The 20,375-nt window shown below is 68.8% G+C and carries 8 protein-coding genes and 1 riboswitch; of the genes, 5 read left to right on the top strand and 3 right to left on the bottom strand.

Features of this window, described 5'->3' with window-relative positions:
* Positions 1 to 62: 62 nt before the first annotated feature.
* Positions 63 to 12,335, bottom strand: coding sequence for a filamentous hemagglutinin family protein (locus NJG22_RS09515; protein ID WP_253094018.1), 12,273 nt, complete (start codon positions 12,333 to 12,335; stop codon positions 63 to 65).
* 228 nt (positions 12,336 to 12,563) lie between these two features.
* Positions 12,564 to 13,709 carry a substrate-binding domain-containing protein gene (locus NJG22_RS09510; RefSeq protein WP_253094012.1) on the bottom strand — a complete coding sequence of 382 codons (1,146 nt, stop codon included), beginning with the start codon at positions 13,707 to 13,709 and terminating at the stop codon, positions 12,564 to 12,566.
* A 433-nt stretch (positions 13,710 to 14,142) separates the two neighbouring features.
* On the opposite strand from NJG22_RS09510, the gene NJG22_RS09505 reads away from it, so the two are divergent.
* The 5 genes from NJG22_RS09505 to NJG22_RS09485 all read left to right on the top strand — a co-directional run bounded on the left by NJG22_RS09505 (position 14,143) and on the right by NJG22_RS09485 (position 19,822).
* Positions 14,143 to 15,309 carry a DUF1624 domain-containing protein gene (locus tag NJG22_RS09505; RefSeq protein ID WP_253094011.1) on the top strand — a complete coding sequence of 389 codons (1,167 nt, stop codon included), beginning with the start codon at positions 14,143 to 14,145 and terminating at the stop codon, positions 15,307 to 15,309.
* Positions 15,310 to 15,335: 26 nt separating this feature from the next.
* A riboswitch (cobalamin riboswitch) is annotated at positions 15,336 to 15,532 on the top strand.
* Between the two features lie 111 nt (positions 15,533 to 15,643).
* Positions 15,644 to 16,672 (top strand): ABC transporter substrate-binding protein, encoded by a 1,029-nt coding sequence (locus NJG22_RS09500; RefSeq protein WP_253094010.1) that lies wholly within the window; start codon positions 15,644 to 15,646, stop codon positions 16,670 to 16,672.
* On the top strand, positions 16,669 to 17,685 hold the full coding sequence (locus NJG22_RS09495) for an iron ABC transporter permease (protein WP_253094008.1): 1,017 nt from the start codon (positions 16,669 to 16,671) through the stop codon (positions 17,683 to 17,685). The genes NJG22_RS09500 and NJG22_RS09495 overlap by 4 nt, the downstream gene beginning before the upstream one ends.
* Positions 17,682 to 18,488, top strand: a complete 807-nt coding sequence (locus NJG22_RS09490; RefSeq protein WP_253094006.1) for an ABC transporter ATP-binding protein — start codon at positions 17,682 to 17,684, stop codon at positions 18,486 to 18,488. The genes NJG22_RS09495 and NJG22_RS09490 overlap by 4 nt, the downstream gene beginning before the upstream one ends.
* Positions 18,485 to 19,822, top strand: a complete 1,338-nt coding sequence (locus tag NJG22_RS09485; RefSeq protein ID WP_253094004.1) for an OprD family porin — start codon at positions 18,485 to 18,487, stop codon at positions 19,820 to 19,822. Before NJG22_RS09490 ends, NJG22_RS09485 begins: the two co-directional genes overlap by 4 nt.
* A 42-nt stretch (positions 19,823 to 19,864) precedes the next feature.
* On the opposite strand, the gene NJG22_RS09480 is transcribed toward NJG22_RS09485, so the two are convergent.
* Positions 19,865 to 20,185, bottom strand: a complete 321-nt coding sequence (locus NJG22_RS09480; RefSeq protein ID WP_253094002.1) for a hypothetical protein — start codon at positions 20,183 to 20,185, stop codon at positions 19,865 to 19,867.
* Positions 20,186 to 20,375 lie beyond the last annotated feature (190 nt).

Here is a 20,375-nt window from a genome sequence, read left to right as displayed (position 1 = left end):
GAGGCCTGAACGTTCGCAGGGTGCTGCAACTTCCAAGGCCTCCCAGCAGCCACTCGCCCCCGTCAAAGCAAGTTCCCTCGTTCTTCCTCGGTCAACTGCGCCTTGGCCCGTTCGTCCAGCACACCCGCGCCCAGCACCTGCACAGGGCTGTGGCGGTTGTACTGCGGGTTCAGGCTGGCGCCATCCTGCCCCGGCACCAACCGCTCGCCACCAAAGCCCAGGACCTGCACGGTAATCACCGACGGTTGCCGCTGCCGCGCCGCTGCCTGCTGCTGACGCCCTGCCTCCTGTGCCGCCTGGGTTGCCGACGACGCCGCCGCGCTGGCCGAAGCGATCGCGCCGGTATTGACTGCGGCCACCACCGGCATGCCCTTGGCATCGCCCTGCACCTGGATATTGGCGGCGTTGACCACCTGCAAGGCGGCGATGTTGACGTTGCCCGACACGCGGATCCCCGCCTCGCCAGCATCGATGGTGCCCAGGGGTGCAATCAGGTCGATATCCCCCGGTGGCACTTCGGCGATCGGGTTGAGCGTGGCGATCCCGGCACCGGTACTCGGCACGCTCGGCGCCAGCCCGACGTTGCCCCACAGGTCGTAGGTACGCTTGGGCGGGGTATACACCACGGTGGTCTTCGAGCCGCGCCCGGCGTTGATGTCGCCACTGGCCGACCAGCCGAGGATCGAGCCGCCGAAAGTGGTCATGATCCGGCTCTGGCCGAGCAGGATACTGCCCTGGGAGTACAGCTGGATATCGCCGCTGCCTTGGCTGATCACTCCCGCCGTGGCGGGCGGCGCCTCGCCCTCGATGCCGAACACCTGCTGGCCGCCTGGGGTGAGCACCTGGATGGCGCCGCCGAAGTCGGTGTGGATACCGGCGCCGCCATGGAAGGTGGCATTGCCGCTGTAGCTGATCGGGTTGCCGGCCACGTCCTTGCTCGGGAACAAGGCGGCAATGGCCTGGCGGCCACGCAAGTAGCTGCCGGTGCGCGGGCCGTCGGCGTCGTTGTACTCGCGCCCGCCTTCGCGCAGCTCGGCGAAGTACAACTGGCGGGCGAAAATGCGCTGCTGCTCGGCAGGCAGCGCGGCAAAATAGCTATTCGCCGCCTCGCCGTCGCCGTCGAAGGCAAAGCCCTCGCGCAGCCAGGCCAGCAACGCCTGGTCATACACCTTGGCCACCTTGCCCGGCTGGCTAGCCAGCGACCGCGACGGGTCGGCCAACTGCTCCTGGCCCAGGTAGCGCGCCAGCAGCCCGGCGTAGTCCGGCCCCTGGCCTGCGCCGACAACGAGGGCGATGGCTGCGCCATCGTTGCCCGCGCCGCCGCCACCCACCCGGCCGATGCTGGTGATCGCCGCTTCCTGGTAGGCCGAATTCACCCCCGGACCGGACTGGTACATATTGCGCCCGGCGAGCACCTCGAGCTGGCCGGGGCCGGCGACATTGAAGCTGCTCAGGCGGATGTCGCGGCCAGCGCTGACCAACGACACGTCGTGACGCTCGCCATGGATGAACAGGTTGCCGGCAGAGCGGCTTTCGCCGCCACCGCGGGTCTCCACCAGCCCAGCCGCGGCCTGGCGTTGGCTGTCCAGGGTGGTACCGGCGTTGACGATGTCGCGGCCAGCGATGATGCGCACCGGGCCGCTGCCCTGGTAGAGCTTCAACCCGAGCAAGGGGTACTCGATGATCTCGCCGGTGTTCAAGCCGACGATATCGCCGTCCAGGGCATAGAAGCGCACCGCGCTGGCCGGCCGCCCGCCCCGCTCGCTGTAGGTGTTGACGCCGAAGCTGTACAACGGCGCCGACCAGGGCTCGCGCGGCAGGTCGCCGTGCAGGTTGCTCGACAGCACCAGGTTGCCTGTACTGGTGCCCACGAACGCCGGGCGCCACGGCGTGGCCAGCGCGCTGTCGTCGGTGCCGCCCTGGCTGACCACGTAGCCGCCGGCATAGATCGAGTCCCCGGCCAGCAACTGCAAGCGGGTCTTGGCCGAAGGCGCGGTCATCAGGCTGTACAGCGAGGACGGCCCGTCGCTGTCGCGCACCGAGTCGCCGTAGTACAGGCTGCCGTTGACCGCGGTGGCGCTCAGTGCGGTGGGGTAGAACACCCGGCCACCATAAATCGCCAGGTTGCGCGTGGGCATCGTCACGTTGTTGTAGGCGTTGGGCGCCAGGTTACCGCCCAGGCTCATCAGCTCGACCGAGGTCTGCGGCGTCCACAGCGTGAACCAGCTATTGCCGCGCCCCGCCATCGACGCGCCACTGTCGGCGCTGAACGGCGTGCTGTTGAACTGCGGTACCCGCCCCGGATCGCCAACGCCCTTCACCACCAGGTCGCCACGGCTGCGCAAGCGCACGCCGCTGTCGCCCGGCATCAGCGTGATGCCGCCCAGCGCCTGGGCACGGGTGGCGGTGTAGGGGTCATAGGCACGGGACTCGCTGTTGTCGTGCTGGAAGCCGTAGCTGCCGTAGATCGACTTGAGCAGCCCGATGCTGGCGGCGTCCACCTGCAAGGCGCCGCGCAGGTTGACCAAGGTGCCTTGCAGGTCGACCAGGGCATCGGCGGCGGTGGCGGCGGCCAGCATCGGGTTGAGCCCGCCGCCGACCCGCAGGTCGAGGTCACCGCCACCGGTTTGCACCAGGCGCCCTTCGGCGCTCATCCGGCCGCTGCTGGCCACCACCAGGTTCAGGCCCTGGCTGCGCTCGACATCGCTGGCGGCGGCGCTATTGGCCTGCAGCAGGCCGGCCGCGCCCGCGACCCGAACGTCCAGGTTGCCGCCGCCCAGCGTACCGAGGCCGGTGAAGCCGACCAGGTAAGGCAAGCCAGGGTCGCTGGCCGGGTCCTGGGCGAAGCTGGCGAAGTTGAGCCACCAGGCGGCCGGGGTGCCGGCATCGCTCTGGCCCTGGCGCCACAGCCAGTTGCCGACCGCGGCCGAGGGCACCTGACGGCGCGTCAGGCGGTCATTGCTCTTGGCACCGACCAGGTTGCCGGTCAGGTCGCCACCGGCCACCACCCGCAGGTTGCCGCCCTGGTGCGGGTACCAGGCGCGGTAATCGCTTGTGCTCGCCTCGTAGGCCGCCCCCAGCGGGCCCAGCACACTGCCGTTGGCCTGGCGGCCACGGGCCAGCTGGTGCGGGTCGCGGCCCTCGGCGAGCAGCGCCGGCGCCTGGGTACCGGCGGTGTACACGCCATACAGCGAGTCCATGCGCCAGTCGCCGGCGCTGAGCAACTCGAGGTCGCCGGTGCCGGTGCGCAGTACGCTGAACAACTGGGTCTGCGGAGTGATCTGGGCCTTGGTGATCCCGCCAGGGGTCTCGATCTTCTGGCACCAGGTCGGCCGCGCGGTGCACAACGGCAGCAAGTTGGCCGGCACCGGTTGGCCGGGCACCCGGCCCACGGCCAGTTTAGTCCACACGTAGCTGATGGTCGGCGGCGTGGTCTCGATCACCCGCGTGGCGATGTAGTGCTGGTCGGCCAGGCGCAACGCGCCGGCCTCGGGCTCGACCTGGGTGGTGCGGCTGTCGGCCGCGCCCAGGTCGGCGCCAGCCACCAGGCGTATCGACCAGGACTGCGAGCCCTCCGCCAGCATCTGTCCCAGCGCCCAGTTGCGCCCCTGCTGGCCGGCGATTTCCTGGCGCAGGTCGACCCAGAACACGCCGCTGGGCAGCTTGACGTCGGTGTCGGCCGGCAGCAGCGCGCCAACCGCCAGGAACAGGCTGCCACGCTGGGCAAGGCCGCCGCTGGGCAACACCGTGCCCTTGCGCCAGACCCCGCCGTGCACGGCGATCTCGACCGGCAGGCGGCTGCCGGCGTCCAGCTGGGTGTCGGCAGCCAGGGTCACCGCCTGTTCGAGCAAGGTGCCCGCCGCGTACAGCACATTGCCGGCAGCGTCGCGCACGGCGGCGTCGAGCACGGTGCCGGCCGGCAAGGTCAGCGCCCTGGCCAGGCTCAGCGGGTTGCTCAAGCGGGTATTGGCCGGCAGCGCGGTAGCGGCGAACGGCAGGTCGAAGTTCAGGCTGCTGCCACCCGGGTAGCGGGTACCCTCGGCCAACTCGACGCCACTGCGCGGGATGACCAGGTCGCTCTGGAACGGCTGCTTGCCAGGGACCAGGATCCAGCCACGGCCGTCCAGGCGGTCACTGCCGCTGGCCAGCTCCGGCGGCAGGAAGCCGTCGCTGATACTGCCATGGACCTCCAGGTTGCCACCGGCACGCAGCACCAGGTGGCCGACCTCGCCCGAGCCTCGGACCGGGGTCTGTGGCGTGCTGGGGTTGAGGCTGGCATAGCGGTGGCCAGACAGGTCGAGGTCACCGCGCACCACCAGGTCGGTGCCGGCATCGCGGCTGGCGATTTCCAGGCCCGGACGCAGGTGCAGGGCCTGGGCGTAGCTGGCGTTGGTCAGGCCGGCAAGGCGCTCGTCGAGCAAGTCGCGATTGGCCAGCGCGGCATCGACGAACAGCAGGCTGCGCGCGTGCTTGGCATCCAGATAGGCCTGGTCGATGTACTGGTAGGGCCGGCCGCTGGCCGCGGTGCCACCGTCCGCGGCGTCGCTGTAGCGCTGGTTGCCGACCACGGCGATGGTCTTGGCGCCGAGGATGTCCACCCGGCCACGGGCGTCGATGGCAATATCGCCGGCGATATCGCCCCCCACCCGTGGCGCCGTCAGCACCAGCGAGCCACGGGCTTTACCATCCTGTTGGGCGGCCGCCGCCGCGGTGCCGTGGCGCAGGTCCAGGCGCGCGCCGGGGCGCAGGGTCAGCAACCCGTCGCCGCTATCGAGTTCGATCAAGGCACGGTTGGGCGCATCGATGATCGCGCCTTGACTGTCGACCCGCAGCAGGCTGCCATGGGCGTCGAGCAGCGCATCGGCGGCCAGGGTCAGGCCATGCTTGGCCGCCAGGCGAATACTGCCGACCTGGGCACCACTGGCGTCGACGGTACCGGCCACGGTGAGGTGGCCGTTGTCCAGCGAGACGCTGATCTCCCGTGCCTTGAGTTCGTTGCCGATCAGCAGGTCGCCCTGGCTGATCTGGAAACTGCGCGCGCCGAACACCTGGTCACGGTTCAGGCGCTGGTTGAACCTGGCAAAGTCGTCGAGCTGGCGGGCACGCACCTGCACCGCGCCCTGGGCATAAGGCACCCAGGCGCCACCGGCATCGTACTCGCCGCTGGCAGCGCCGAGAATCTGCCCCAGCAAGGCCACCTGGCCACCCTGCGCGCCTTGGGCGGTGGCGCTCAGGCGCCCGGCACGGTTGTTGCGGGCGCTGAGGTCGACCAGGCTGCCGGCCGCCTGGTGAATATCACCGTCGCGGCTGCTCAGCAGCAGCTCGCCGCCCCAACTGTACTGGGTCACGTCGTTGAAGCTCAGGGTTCGCCCGGCCAGGTCGATGCGCGCTCGCTCGCCCAGCAGCAGGTTGTCCTGGGCGGCGACGCTCAGCTTGCCGCTGGGCAGGCTGAAGGTGCCGTCCAGGCTGACCTGGCGAGCATTGAGCGCCAGTTCCGCGCCCAGCCCGTCGCGCCCACTGGCCAATGCCGCGCCGCCGCCGGTCACGCGCAACTGGCCGCCGGCGCTGATACGGTTGATCGACCCGGCACTGCCGGTCCACAACGGCGTGTCCACCAGCAGATCGCCGCCGCTGTACTGGAAGCCGCCCTCGGCCTGCCAGGCACCACGCTGGTGGTAGACCTGCAGCGCGCCGGCATGGTTGGCGCTGACCTGGTGGCTGGCACGGATATTGACCTGGCGGAAGCCCAGGGTCTGGCGGCTCATGCTGGCGGTGCCGTCCGGCTGGCTGGCCGGGCCGTAGCCGAAGGTCAGGTCCGCCACCTGCAGGTCGAGCACGCCGTCGCCGCTGCCGGCGCCGCCAGCAATCGGCGCGCCGGGCAGCGTGCGGGCACCGTTCCACACCAGGTTGCCGGTGCGGATCAGCGCCCGCTCATCGGCCTGGCCCAGGCCATACAGCGCCGGCGCGCCGAGGATCAGTTGCTGCACCCGGTTGCGTCCGGTCAGCGGGTCGTAGGTGTCGAGCTGGCTGTTGCCGAAGAAGTTCAGCGAGTCCGCCGCCGTCAGCGTCAGGCTCTCGAGTGCCGGCACACCCTGCTCGGCGCTGCCTTGGAACAGGCGGTCGAGTACCTGCTGGTTGAGCGTCAACCCCTGCCCCAGTACCCCGGCGTTGGCCGCGGCCGCCAACGCGGCCGCCGAGCCGACGTTGATGCGCCCCACTGCCAAGCCCAGGTGGCGCGAGCCAAAAAGCACCTGGTCATCGAGGTTGAAGGTGCGGTCGGTGGCGGCGAACAGCGAGCCCTCGGCGTACAGGCGGGTCACGCCATCACAGCGGCTCGATACGCAGCCACCGATCAGGATGCTGCCTGGGGCGAAGAAGTCGTCGGCCAGCGACGGCAGCACGTCGAGGCGGCCATTGGACAGCGCCAGCAAACCATGGGCATTGGGGTCGAGCAGGTAGCCGTCGTTGGCATCGAACGGCACCTTGCCCTGGCCCAGGGTGATGATCCCTGCGCCTTGCTCGACGACGATCGCGCCCTGCCCCTTGTTGGTCGCCAGGAACACTTCGGCGGCCCGCAGCTCGGCGCCACTGCGCAGCAGGATGTCGGTGGACGACTCCATGAAGCGCAGCATGTTGCCGCCCTGGCCGTAGCGCACCTCCGGGCGCGCGCCGATGCTCAGGCGTGGCGCCTTGAGCGCGCTGAGGTCGCTGGCCCGCAGGGCCACGCGGTTGGGTTGCGCCCAGGTGCTCGCCTGGCCATCGGCAAGCAGCTCGATGGCATCGAGCCCCAGCACCGTGACGCTGCCGCCGCGCCCGCCGCTGGCGGCGTCGAAGCGCGCCTGGCCGGCGAAACGGAAAGTACGTTCAGGGTCGCTGTTGGGCTTCAGGCGCAAGGTCAGCCATTTGCCGTCGGCCTCCAGCGCCGCCCGCGGCACACCCTTGGCAAGCGCATCGGCCTTGACGAAGCCGGCGTAGGACATCTCGTTGTACTGGCTGTAACGGCGCAGGGTATCGGCGGCGGTGAGGATGACCTGCCCCGACAACGGTTGCGCGATAGCGGTATTGGCCACCGACAGCCTGCCCGAGGTAGTCCAGGAGCCGTTGCGCATGGCCTGGCTGGCGTTGCGCTGGCCGGCCATGGCCAGGCCGTTGAGCTCGAGGCGCAAGGCGCCCGGCAGCAGGGCATAGCTGGCCGGCAGCAAGGTATAGGTGCCCGCCGCCAGGCCTGGGATGCCCTGGTCGAGGGTGATGCGCTGGCCGATGGCCGGGTCGGCTACCCCGGCCTCGCCCGCCAGGGGCGCATAGTCACCGGCAAGCCCCGGGACGATGGCGTACACCGGGTTGCTCGAGAGCGTCGGCAACACCAGGCGGCCATTACCGTCGAGTTGCAGCAAGGGGTGGTAGCGGGCATCGGTGGAGCCCCCGCGCCCGGACACGAAACCGGCGCCGTGCAGTTCACCGCCACCGGTCAGGTCGATCAACGCCCCGGCCTGGACCTCGACGCGCTTGCCAGCCAGCACCACGCCATGGTCGTTGTCGCCACTGCCGCCGAGCAGTTCCACCGGCTTGCCGCCATAGAGGTAGCTCAAGCCGTCGGCCGTGCCGCCATAGGGCATGCGCAAGCCTGCCGCGCTGACCGAGGTGATGCTGCCGGGCAACAACCGCAGGTCCTGGCCCGCTTCAAGGGTGTCGCCCAGCAGCACCTGGCCGAGCGGCGCGCGCACCACCCCGCCCTGCTCCACCGTGCCGGCGCTCAGGTGCAGGCGGCCGAACACCGACAGCGGCAGCGCCGGTGTGCCTTCGCCAACCTTGCCGATGCGCAGGCTGGCCTCGCCGCCGGTCTGGACCCGGGCGTAGGCGCCAGTCACCGGGTACAGCTGGGCGGCCAGCAGTTCCAGGTCGGCATTGCTGCTCAACGTGGTCGGCCCTGCGGTGGAGTCGCGGCCAAGGAAGCGAATGTCGCCTTCGCTGCGCAGCCGAGCCAGGGCAAAGCCCCGGCGATCGAACGTCAACGGCTGGCCGTTGCCCAGGGCGAGACTGCCATGGGCACCCAGGCTCAGTTCGTCACGCACTTCGAGCAGGTTGGCCTCGACCTGCAACAGCGCATCGGACGCCTGTTGCGACAAGCCACCCTTGACCGTCGGACGCAGGGTGAAATCGCCACTGAGGTGGTTGCTGCCGGCCAGGCGCACGTAGGGCGCGCGCAGGTGGATGCGCGCATCGTCGGCGCTGCCTTCGGCCAGTACCAGCGAGCCGGCGTACAGTTGCAGGCTTTGGGCCATGGCCAGGTCCAAGCCACCGTCGAAGGCCAGCACGCCGTCGCTGAGCAGGGCCAGGCTGGTGAAACCGGCGCGTTCGACCCGATCCAGGTCCAGCCGGCCATGGCCGTAGCGCAAGCCGTCATCGCCGGCCCCGCGCCCCAGGACCAGTTCGCGGGGCGCGTTCAGGCCATCTTCGAGCCCATCCTTGTAGTACAGGCCGGTGTCGAGGGCGACGCCGAGGCTGCCCCCGGCAGCGTTGGCGCCGCCGGCCAGCGCGCTCAGGCTGCCCTCCAGGCGCAGGCCATAGCTGGAGGCCAGGCTGATGCTGCCACCGGCGCTGGCCACCCTCAGCGGCCCCTGTTCACGGATATCCAGCACCGCGCTGGCGCCATCGGCGCGCAAGCGGGCGCCACGGGCGATGTCGACGAACAGATAGGCGCCGTCACTGATGCCCTTGGCGTGGTCGATCTGGCCACCAATGACAATGCTGCCGCCACTGATCACCTGGCCATAACGCCGACCTTGGCTGTCGAGGGCGGTGAAGGCCTGGCCGGACACATCGATCGATGCCGCCTCGCCCAGGCGAATGGCGCGCGCGTGCAGGCGCTCGCGCACCCCGGAGGCGGCGCTTTCCGGTAGCGCCTGGCGCAGGCTGACCTTGCCGCCAACGGCCTGCAAGGCACCCTCTAGGTTCAGTTGCGCGGTGCTGCTCAGCTCGATCGCCTGCAACGGGTCGACACTGATGCGCGCGCCACGCTGCACGTCGAGCACGGCGGCCTCGCGCTGGGCCTGGGCCTGCCGGGTATCGCCCGCGGCCAGGCTCAGGCTGGCACCGCCGCGCAGGCCCAGCACGCCCTTGACTGCGTCGTCCTGCTGCAGCGGTGGCAGCCATGTCCTGGCCTGGTCGCTGACGAGCTGGCTGCCATCGAGCCATTGCATCGGCCGCGTGACCTGCACCTGGGCGCCCTCGGCCACGGTCAGCTGGCGCGCGGCGCGCACGCTGTAGCGGGCAAAGCCGCGGCTGAAGAAATCTTCACCCAGGTGCAGACCGGCGCCATCGGCTGGCCCGCCAATGCGCACCGTGTCCGCCTGCAGGTCGAGGGTGCCGGCGCCTTGGCTGCCATGGCCACGCAGTTCCCCAGCCAGTTGCAGGCGCCCGCCCTCGCCGGGGTTGTAGGCACTGGCGTGCAGCGTCAGGTTGCCGCCATGGCCGCCGTTCAACTGGTGGCGCGCGCCGCGCACGACCCCGGCGGCCACATCCAGCACACTGCCCTGCCCCAACAGCACGTCGCCAGAACTGCGCAGCGACAGGTTGCCGCCATGGCGCCAGGCCATGGCCGCGGCATCGTTGCGTTCGCTGCGCACACCGCTGACATCCAGGCGCACGCCATCGTCCACCACGACCTGCGCGCGCACCCCGGCAGGGGTGGCCAACACGCGGTCGCGCAGGTCGGCGCCGTCGCGCTGATACAGCACATCGCCCAAGGTTATCTGCCCACCCTTGGCGGTGAGGTCGGCAGCTACCCGTACCTGCGTGGCATACAGGGTCAACTGGCCGCCATCGGCCAGGCGCAGCGCCTCGTCGACCTGCACCGACTCGCTGGCGGCCACGCTCAGGCCGCCCAGGGCAAAGCCGTTGAGCAGGCTGCTGTCGAGCAACAACTGGCCACGGCGTTGCTCGTCCAACGGCGCCTGCAACAGCACCTGGGCACTGGCGCCACGACCGCCCGCGCCGAGGGTGACCTGGCGCAGCACCGGCGACAGGCTGAAGGCCAGGTCCTTGCTGGCGCTGAGATAGCCTGGGAGCTGTTGGCCAATGACCAGCTGGGCGCCCTGGGCACGGGCGCTGTGCACCTGCTTGTAGCCATCCAGGCCGGCCACCGGGGCCTGCAACTGGCGCTCGTCCTGCCAGGTTTCACCGATCAATTGGCCATCGAGCACGGCGCTCTGGGTGGCCACCACCAGGCTACCGGCGTCGCGGCCAACGCTGTAGCCCTGTTCGAAGCGCTGCTGCGGCGCGATCAGCGGGTTGTAGAACAGGCGGGTCTGGTTCCAGCGCGTGGAGCTGTCCTCGAAGCCTTGGTAGACGCCGCTGTAGAGCAAGTCGCCCGGCGCCTTGGACAGCTCGTACAGGCGCCCGTCGGCGCCGCGCAGCCAGCTTTGCCGGACATAACCATCCTGCACCGCCAAAGTGCCGCCGGACAGGTTGATCTGCGCGCCGGAGCGGGTCACCAGGTCCTGGCCGGTGAAGGTCAGCGTGCCGCCCTGGGCCATCCACTCGCCCACGCCGTGGCTGCGCGTGCCCAGGTAACCGCCGACCTCCAGCAGGCCACCGGCGGTGTACCAGCGCTCGTTGGCATAGCCGTTGACCCCCGCCGCCACGTGCACCAGTTCGCGCACATCGACCCACACATCGCGATTGCCCAGCCCGCCCTGGTCCCGGTTGCCCGCCGCATCGCGCTGCTCGTTGCCCTGCACGTTGACCTTGATGACGTTGCTTTCCATCGCCACCTTGACCCCGAGGGCGCCGGCCACATCCAGGCGCGCACCGTCGTCGACCAGGCTGCGCCGGCCCGCGCTCACCGCCACCTGGCCACCACTGGCCAAGGTCAGCGAACCGTCCTGGAAGTGCACCGTGCCGCCGCTGACCACCTCGATCCGCGACTGTTCCGGGCGGTCGATGACCGTGCTGAGGTTGTCGAAGCGCCCGCTGGCCAGGTTGCCGTTGCTGCCGTTGACCACGGCCCGCGAAGCTTCGCGCTGGCTGTCGAGCGCCGCGCTGTCGTCGAGTAACACGGCGGTGACGCTGCCCTGCCCGAAACCGACACTGCCGCTGGTGTCGCTGGCAGCGTTGAGCAGGTGAATGCTGCCGCGTCGGTCCACCGAGGTACTGGCCAAGGCCACGCCCTGCTGGCGTACCTGGTGCCCAGTCAGGGTGATGTCGCCGCCGGCAGCCTGGATCAGGCCATTGTTGACCACCTTGCCGGCGCTGCTGCCGGCCGTGAAGCTGCCGGCCACTTCGTTGCCGCGGGTGGTCGAGTAGCGGTTGGCCTCGGTGCCCTGGCCGCGGCGAATGTAGAAGTCGTCCGCCGCCGCCAGGGTTGCCTGGCCCTTGCTGGTGATGATCTGGCCCTCGTTGTCCACCTCGCTGCCCAGCAGCAACACGTAGCCGCCGCCGCTGGTGGAACTGGCCGGTTCCTGGGTGCGGATCTGCGCGCCGCGTTCGACCAGCACCTTGCCGGCGGCCTGGGTGAAGGTGGCCTGGCTGCCGTTGTTATCGACATACAGCCCGCGCTGGCTGAACTGCTCGTCGCTGATCTGCGCGGCCGCGGCCACCAGGTTGCGCACGTTGACCTGGCTGGTGCCGTTGAACACCACGCCGTTGCGGTTGATCAGCATCACCGTGCCCGGCGCCTCGATCTGGCCATGGATCTGGCTCGGGCGGGCAGCCGGGTCGTTGACCCGGTTGAGCACGGCCCAGTCGGCCTGCTGCTCGAAACGCACGGTAGTGTCGCGCCCGACGTTGAAGGTCTCCCAGTTGAGGATGGCCTTGTCGGCCGTCTGCTCGATACGCACCTGGGTCTTGCCCCCGGCCTGGCTCTGCTGTGGCGCCTTGGCATTGCGCCAGCCCTGGGTGAGCGGGTTCTCGTCGACCTTCAGGCCGCCCTCGCCCAGGCCGTTGGGGATCACTTGCGGCTGCACCTGGGCCAAGGTCCGGCCATTGGCCTGGGCCGCCTGCTGGGCGGCGATGGCGGCCACCGTGTTATTGAAATTGCTCACCGTGCGCTGGAACTGCTGGTTCAGCCGTTGCTGCTGGGCCAGCGGCGGCGGCGAGCCCGGCAGCACCTGCCCGGCCCCGCCCGCACCGCCGCTGCCGGCCGGCGCGCTGGAGGCACCCTTGGCGGCGAACCAGGCCGAACTGAACGGTTGCCCGGCATGGGCGCTGCCGGCCAGCAGCAACAAGGCGATGGCCTGGGCCAGGGGCTTGAGCAGCAGCGGCTCGCCGCCGGCAGGCTTGCCGCGACGCAGTACGGCGGTGGCTGGGAGGGCGTTCTGGGGCAGGCCGCGCGACATCGCAGGGTTCCTTGTGCGGGTTGTCGAAAATCGTCAGGCGGCGCTGATGCCGCTTTGCCATAAGGCGCTCCGGCCCCAGGGCGACCGAAGCTTTGTCATGCAAAGTTCATCTGGCTGGGGTATGGCGACCAGGCCGGTCAGCTCATGAAAAAACCCCGGCGGCGCCCACGGGCACCGCCAGGGTCATGCCCTCATCCGGCGGATGCGGGCCAACGGGGAACAGCCGTATTACGAGCGACCGATACCGTTGCAGACGTTGCTGTTGCCGATATCGAGGCCTTCATTGCCAGCGTTGCTGATGAAGGCTTTCTTGATTTCGGCGGCAAAGGCCGGTGGCACCGGTACGAACGAGTGGATGCCGATGGCCAGGTCGTGGTTGCCGCTGTACAGGTCGTCGAGGAAGCCGCGCACCGCGGTGGCATCGGCGGCGTCCTTGTAGCACTGGCCAACCAGCAGGTTGGTGTAGCCGACGATCGGGTAGCCGGTGGTCGGGACCGGTTTGTCGGTGGCACCACGGCCGAAGGTGACCGCCCAGCTGGCTGGGTTGGCACGGTCGGCGCTCGGCGCGGTGGCGCTGCCCAGGGCGATCTGCGCCTGGTCGACGGTCGGCAGCACGGCGGTGCCGGTGGCCAGCTTGCTGACACGGGCGACCTGGGCGTTGTTGGCGGTGTCGACGAAGTCAGGGCTGACGTAGCCGATGGCACCATCGGTGGCGTTCACCGCATTGACCACATCGGCGCTGCCGGCCACGGCTTGCCAGGTGCTCGGCTCGGCGCCGACGTTGGCGCTGGTGAAGGTGCTGCTGACCGAGAAGGCGGTCGGGCAGGAGTCGTTGAGGAAGCGCGCCAGCAGTTCGGTGGTGCCGCTGCTGCCGGCACGGTAGATCACCTTGATCGGGGTGGTGTCGCCGTTGCCCAGCAAGGCGCCCCAGGTGGCGATGCTGCCGGAGAACACACCGCACAGTTGCGCGGCGTTGACCTGCAGGTTGCTGACACCGTTGCGGTGGTAAGGAATGGTCACGCTGGTGCCGACCGCCGGTACCTGGACCAGCTTGCCCCAGGCAGCGGCACGGGTGCTGTTGTAGGTCGACAGTTCGCTGGCGCTGAGCACCGAGTCGGAACCGGCGAAGTCGACGTTGGTGCCGGCAGGCTGGTTGATCGACGCAGGCGCGTTGGTCAGGAAAGCGGTCTTGCCACCGCCGCTGCCCACACCGGTGTAGCTGAAGCCGCTCGGCAGGATGCCTTCCCAGGTGGCGTTGCCGTTGTACAGCGGCTCAGGCAGGGTGGCACCGCCGCCGACCACCGCGGCCATGGATTGGGCCGAAGCCAGGGTAGCAGCCACCAGGGAGGCGGCGATCACAGTACGCTTAAACATGAAGCAATCTCCTATCGTCGTGTTCGTACGTTGAGTGGGTCGCGCATTGCTGTGGCCAAGGCCGTACACCCTGATCCAGAGGGGCTGGTGGCCTGTCCACGAAGGCAACATTCGCAGCTTGTGGTGACAGGCAAAGGAAAAAACATCGGGAGTTCGACGGGGAAAAACTCGGGTGTCGCGGGGTGGATCTGGCGGTTTTGCCGGGGCGTGATGGAGGCAGGCCAACGGTTATGGGTAGTGGTGATCTGGAGGATTGCCCGCACGTCACTCGGGAGGTTGGCCAGGCGGCGAAAAAAGTTTCCGTGCACGGCGACTGGGAGCCGTGTTCGCCGTGGGTGATGCAGCGCCAGAGAGACCAGCTATTCAGGCGCCAATAAAAATGTTATACAATAACATTTCATTTTAACGCCATTCCTGCCTACGACTCCTACCAATGACCCGCGCAACTGCCCCCTCCCCCCAGCCCAGCCAACGCCTGCAAAGCATCGACGCCCTCCGCGGCCTGGTGATCCTGTTCATGCTCCTGGACCACGTGCGCGAAACCTTCTTTCTGCACCGCCAGGTCAGCGACCCGATGACCATCGACGCCACCGACCCCAGCCTGTTCGCCAGCCGCACTTTGGCGCACCTGTGCGCCCCGGTATTCGTGCTGCTCACCGGGCTGTCCGCCTGGTTGTACGGCGAAAAGCACCAGGGCCGTGGCGATGTCTCGGCGTTTCTGTTCAAGCGCGGGCTGTTCCTGGTGGTGCTGGAGTTCACCCTGGTCAACTTCGCCTGGACCTTCCAGCTGCCACCCACCGTGATCTACCTGCAGGTGATCTGGGCCATCGGCCTGAGCATGATTGCCCTGGCGCTGCTGGTGTGGTTGCCACGTCCGGTGCTCATCGCCCTGGGCGGGTTGATCGTCGCTGGGCACAACCTGCTCGATGGCCTGCACTTCGAACCGGCATCGGCCCTGCATGTGCCGTGGGCGGTCCTGCACGATCGCGGCTGGTTGGTGGTCTGCGACAGCCTGCGGCTGCGCACATCCTATCCGTTGTTGCCGTGGATCGGCGTGATCGCCCTGGGCTATGCCCTTGGCCCATGGTTCGCCCGCGCCAGCCAGGCCGATACCCGCCAACGGCGTCTGCTGCTGGCCGGGGCCGGGGCCCTGCTGGGTTTCGTCGCACTGCGCCTGCTCAACGGTTACGGCGAAACGCCCTGGAACAGTTACCCCAATGTCACGCAGACGCTGATGAGCTTCTTCAATATCACCAAGTACCCGCCTTCGCTGCTGTTCCTGGCCCTGACCCTGGGCGTCGGGCTGCTGTTGCTACGCGGCTTCGAGCGTGCCGGCAGCGCGCGCTGGATCGGCGTGCTGGCGGTGTTCGGGGCGGCACCGATGTTCTTCTATCTGCTGCACCTGTATGTGCTCAAAGGGCTGTACCTGGCCAGCGTCGCCCTGTTCGGCCGCAACCAGGGCGACTATTTCGGTTTCGAAGGTATCGCCGCGGTCTGGCTGCTGGCCATGTTGCTGGCCGCCGCGCTGTACCTGCCGGTGCGTGGCTTTGCCCGGCTGAAGGCGCGGCGCCGCGACCTGGCCTGGCTCAAGTACCTGTAAAGGCGTTTCGCCCGGCGGTGCGATGGTCTACCATGCCGCCCGCCGGTTTCCACACGGAATCAAAAGGGAATCCCGGGCGTGCCCAGCGCGCCGAACGGAACTGCCCCCGCAACTGTAGGTGCCGAGCCCACGCCATCGATGCCACTGGATGATCCATCCGGGAAGGCCGGCGCCGGGCCTGGACGCACCAGTCAGGAGACCTGCCGGCACGTGTTCACCAACCGGCGGGGTGTCCGGGATGGTCATCCGCCTTGCGCTTGCAGCCTCTGGCTCGCGCCCGGCGATGCCTGTCCGTGCCCATGACCGCACAGCGCAAGACAGGAGACCGCCCACCATGTTGCCCCACCTCGCCACTGTAGTCGCCGGCTTGACCCTGTCCGCGCTGGCCCAGGCCGATAATGGCCAGGCCAGTGCCACCCAGTATCCGTTGACCCTCGACAACTGCGGCGTGCCCCAGACCTTCGCCCAGGCGCCCGAGCGCGCGGTGACCATCGGCCAGGCCGGCAGCGAACTGCTCTATGCCCTGGGCCTGGCCGAACGCCTGGCCGGCACTTCGCTGTGGTTCAACAACGTGCTGCCCGAATTCAAGGCGCAGGACGACAAGGTCGAGCGCCTGGCCGACAACGAACCGAGCTTCGAGGCGGTGGTGGCCAAGCGTCCGCAACTGGTGGCGGTGCAGTTCGAATGGATGGTCGGCGCCCAAGGCGCGGTCGCCACCCGCGAACAGTTCGCCGAATTGCAGATTCCCACCTACCTGCTGCCCTCCGATTGCGAAGGCAAGGACAACCTGGTGGGCGCCGATGGCACCCGCCTGCAACCGTTCAAGGTGCAGAGCATCTACAAGAGCATCAGCCAACTGGCCGAGATCTTCGACGTGCAGGCGCGCGGCGCCGCCCTCAACGCAGCGCTCCAGGGCAGCCTGCAGCAAGCGCAGCAACAACTGGCGGGCAAGGACCTGACGCACACCAGTGCGTTGTTCTGGTTCTCCAGCGCCGACCTGGCGCTCGACCCCTACGTCGCCGGCCGCCAGGGCGTGGCCGACTTCATGCTGCAGACCCTCGGCGTGCGCAACGTGGTCGAGTCCCGCGAGGAATGGCCGACCGTCGGCTGGGAAACCCTGGCCAAGGCCAATCCCACCTGGCTGATCATCGCGCGCATGGACCGGCGCCGCTACCCCGCCGATGACTATCGCAAGAAACTCGAGTTCCTGCGCAGCGACCCGCTGACCCGCAACATGGATGCGGTGAAACAGGGCCGCATCATCGTCCTCGACGCCGACGCCATGCAGGCCGGCATCCGCCTGTTCCGCGGGCTGCAAGTGCTGTCCACGGCCTTCGCCAGCGGTAGTGCGGCGCAACCATGAGTCGCCTGCTGCCCCTTGGCGCCTTCGCGCTGCTCGCCCTGAGCCTGGCCATGCTCGCCGGGATCGCCATCGGCGAAACCCCGGTGAGCGCCGAAGTGGTCTGGCAGGTGCTGGCCAATCACCTGTGGCAGGCGGGCTATCCGCTCGACCCGATCGACGCCGGCATCGTCTGGAACTACCGCTTGCCACGCACCCTGGTGGCCGCTGCCTGCGGCGCCGGCCTGGCCACCTGCGGGGTGGTTCTCCAGGCGTTGCTGCGCAACCCGCTGGCCGAGCCGTATTTGCTGGGTCTGTCCGCCGGGGCCTCGACCGGTGCCGTGGCGGTCGGCCTGCTCGGCCTGGGTGGCGCGGCGCTGTCGCTGTCCGGCGGCGCCTTCCTCGGCGCGCTGGCGGCCTTTGCCCTGGTGCTGGCGCTGTCGCGGGCCAGCGCCAGCCACCATGACAATGCCCAGGTGATCCTTGCCGGGATCGCCGGTTCGCAATTGTTCAACGCGCTCACCGCGTTCCTGATCACCAAGTCCGCCACCGCCGAACAAGCCCGCGGCATCCTGTTCTGGCTGCTGGGCAACCTCAGCGGCGTGCGCTGGCCGGCGGTGACCCTGGCGGTGCCGGTGGCCGTGCTGGGGCTGCTGGTCTGCCTCGGCCATCGCCGGGCCCTGGATGCCTTCACTTTCGGCGCCGATTCCGCCGCCTCCCTCGGCGTGCCGGTGCGCCGCACCCAACTGCTGCTGATCAGCTGCGCGGCGCTGGTGACCGCGGTGATGGTGTCGATCGTCGGCGCCATCGGTTTCGTCGGGCTGGTCATCCCCCATGCCCTGCGCCTGTTGCTCGGCCCCGGGCACAGCCGCCTGGTGCCGGCCAGCGCGCTGGGCGGGGCGTTGTTCCTGATCGTCGCCGACATCCTGTCGCGCACGCTGATCGGCGGCCAGGTGATCCCTGTGGGGGTGGTCACCGCACTGATCGGCGCGCCGCTGTTCGCCCTCATCCTGGTCAGCCGTCGGGGGCGCCCATGACCGCGCTGCACAGCCCCGCAATGGCCCCCGTCAGTTGCCAGGGCCTGCGCCTGCGCCTGGGCGGGCGCGAGGTGCTGCACGGCATCGATCTGGCCGTCCAGCCCGGCGAGACCCTCGGCCTGGTCGGCCCCAATGGTTCCGGCAAATCCACCTTGCTCAAGCTGCTGGCCGGGCTGCGCGCGCCCAGCGGCGGCAGCGTCCAGTTGCTCGGCACCCCCCTGGCGGCCCTGCCCCGCCGACGTATCGCCCAGGCGCTGGCGCTGGTCGAACAACAAGCCGACACCCTGGATGCGATCCGCGTGTTCGACGCCGTCGCCCTGGGCCGCACCCCCTGGTTATCGGCCCTGGCCCCCTTCGGAGCAAGCGACCGCGCCATCGTCGAGCAGGCACTGGCCGACGTCGACGCCAGCCACCTGGCCCAACGCCGCTGGGCTGAGCTGTCCGGCGGCGAACGCCAACGCGTGCATATCGCCCGGGCCCTGGCGCAACGCCCGCAGGTGTTGTTGCTGGATGAACCGACCAACCACCTCGACATCCAGCACCAGTTGAGTTTGCTCGGCCAGGTCCAGGCGCTGCCGATAACCACCCTGGTGGCGTTGCACGACCTCAATCAGGCGCTGACCTGCGACCGCCTGGCCGTGCTCGATCAGGGCCGCCTGGTGGCCCTCGGCAAACCGGCGGCGGTGCTGACAGCCGAACGTCTGCTCAGCACCTTCGGCGTACACGCCCACTACCTCATCGACCCTTTCGACGGCGCGCGCATCCTGCGCTTTCGCGCCCCTGAGCGCGGAAACCGCCCGTGAAGCCCCTCGCCCTGGCCCTGCCCCTGTTGAGCTTGACGCCGCTGGCCCTGGCCGATTCCAGCCAGTCGCAGGGCAAAGGCTGGCTCGCCGACAGCCGTTGGCAGTTGCTCAACCGCAGCGTCTTCGACCAGCGCGACTATCGCCATGGCGGGCGCAACAGCGGCGCGCGCAACGCCTACAAGCCGCGCGCCGAGCGCAACGGCAAGGCCGAGGAATGGGCCTATGGCGTGATGGGCACGTTCAACTCCGGCTTCACCCAGGGCCTGGTCGGTGTCGGCGTGGATGCCCATGCCTACCTCGGCATGCAACTGGACAGCGGCGGTGGCCGTGCCGGCAAGGCGCGGCTGCTGGGGCTGGACAACCAAGGCCACCCCAAGCGCGACTACAGCCGTGGCGGCGCGGCGCTGAAGCTACGGGCCTCCAACACCGTGCTGTCCTATGGTGAGCAGCGGGTCAAAACGCCTGTGTTCAGCTCATCCGACAGCCGCCTGCTGCCCGAGACCGCCACCGGTCTGTTCCTCACCAGCCAGGAACTGGATACCCTCAAGCTGGTTGCCGGGCACTTCAGCGCAAGCACCGATCGCAACGCCTCCAGCCACGACCAGGGCTTCGTGGTCAACTACTCCAATGCCCGCCAGGGCCAGCAGTTCGACCTGGCCGGCGCCGTATGGAGCCCGTCCGCCACGCTCAGCGCCAGCCTCTACACCTCGCGTTACCAGGACAGCTGGAACCAGCATTATTTCGCCAGTACCCTGAGCCACGCCCTGGACGCGCGACGCAGCCTCAGCCTGGACCTCAACCTGTACCGCACCACCGACACCGGCAAGGCGCTGTCCGGGCGTATCGACAACACCACCTGGAGCCTGGTCTCGCGCTACGCCGAGGGACCGCATGCCTTCAGCCTCGGCTGGCAGCAAGTAAATGGCGATACCCCGTTCGACTACGTGACCCGCGGTGCGATCTTCCTCGGCAACGCGGTGCAGATGTCCGATTTCAATGCGCCGAACGAGAAGTCGTGGCAGGCGCGCTATGACCTGAACATGGCCGGGTATGGCGTGCCGGGGTTGAGCCTGACAGCGCTGTATGTGCGGGGGTTCGCCATCGACGGAACGCACCTGGACCCAGGTGGCGGCTATGCCTACCTGGGCTATGGCAAGGACGGCCGGCATTGGGAACGTGACCTGGAGGCGCGCTATGTGGTGCAGGACGGCAAGGCCAAGGGGGTCGCGTTTTCGTTGCGGCACAATGTGCACCGGGGCAACACCGCGCAGGCGGAACTGGATGGGGACCAGATCCGCCTGGCGGTGGAGTGGCCACTGACGGGGGGATGGTGAATCAGCCCGCTGGAAACCGGGCCAGGTCGAGGTGTGTCGGGATCATGCCGGCTCAGTCGCCTGGGGTAGTTGCCAGTACGCCAGTTCCTGCGGCGTCAAGCTGGCCAGTACCTGGAGAAAAACCTCGGTGAACTCGCTGCTGACATTGCCGAACGCTTTGTAGTTGCTGAGCAGGTAGCGCTTGACCGTGTTCGGCCAGTTTCCGGCCTTGTGCGCGGCGATGATGATGCCTTTGGCGTCCTGGTAGTAGGCTGCTGGCTTGACCTCGGTCAGGCGCCGCTCGAAATGCCCGCAGGTCCATTCATCTGCACGGGCCTCGAATTCGTCCAGCAGTTTCACTTTGTATAACGCAAGATCAGGCATGGGTTCGCTCCTTGGCGTGGACGGGAAGGAGACGGTAGGCGATCGCGCTTGGGCTGGAAATGAACGCGGTGTTGAGGGATGCAGCCTGATACGGGAAGGGTCTGACAAACGAGCTGGCGGAGCTGCCCATGCTGCCTGCTGGCGCACTGGCGACGCCGCCCTCGTTGATCGCCCCAAGCGTCGCGACTGA

The organism is Pseudomonas sp. VA159-2 (assembly GCF_024126635.1).
Lineage (GTDB): Bacteria > Pseudomonadota > Gammaproteobacteria > Pseudomonadales > Pseudomonadaceae > Aquipseudomonas > Aquipseudomonas muyukensis.
The sequence above is the reverse complement of the archived record's forward strand: the minus strand, read 5'-3'. Positions and strand labels throughout refer to the sequence as shown.

Bases quoted from the DNA above. Each gene is read 5' to 3' on its own strand.
- NJG22_RS09515 (WP_253094018.1), bottom strand. From the start codon at position 12,335: ATGTCGCGCGGCCTGCCCCAGAACGCCCTCCCAGCCACCGCCGTACTG.
- NJG22_RS09510 (WP_253094012.1), bottom strand. From the start codon at position 13,709: ATGTTTAAGCGTACTGTGATCGCCGCCTCCCTGGTGGCTGCTACCCTG.
- NJG22_RS09505 (WP_253094011.1), top strand. From the start codon at position 14,143: ATGACCCGCGCAACTGCCCCCTCCCCCCAGCCCAGCCAACGCCTGCAA.
- NJG22_RS09500 (WP_253094010.1), top strand. From the start codon at position 15,644: ATGTTGCCCCACCTCGCCACTGTAGTCGCCGGCTTGACCCTGTCCGCG.
- NJG22_RS09495 (WP_253094008.1), top strand. From the start codon at position 16,669: ATGAGTCGCCTGCTGCCCCTTGGCGCCTTCGCGCTGCTCGCCCTGAGC.
- NJG22_RS09490 (WP_253094006.1), top strand. From the start codon at position 17,682: ATGACCGCGCTGCACAGCCCCGCAATGGCCCCCGTCAGTTGCCAGGGC.
- NJG22_RS09480 (WP_253094002.1), bottom strand. From the start codon at position 20,185: ATGCCTGATCTTGCGTTATACAAAGTGAAACTGCTGGACGAATTCGAG.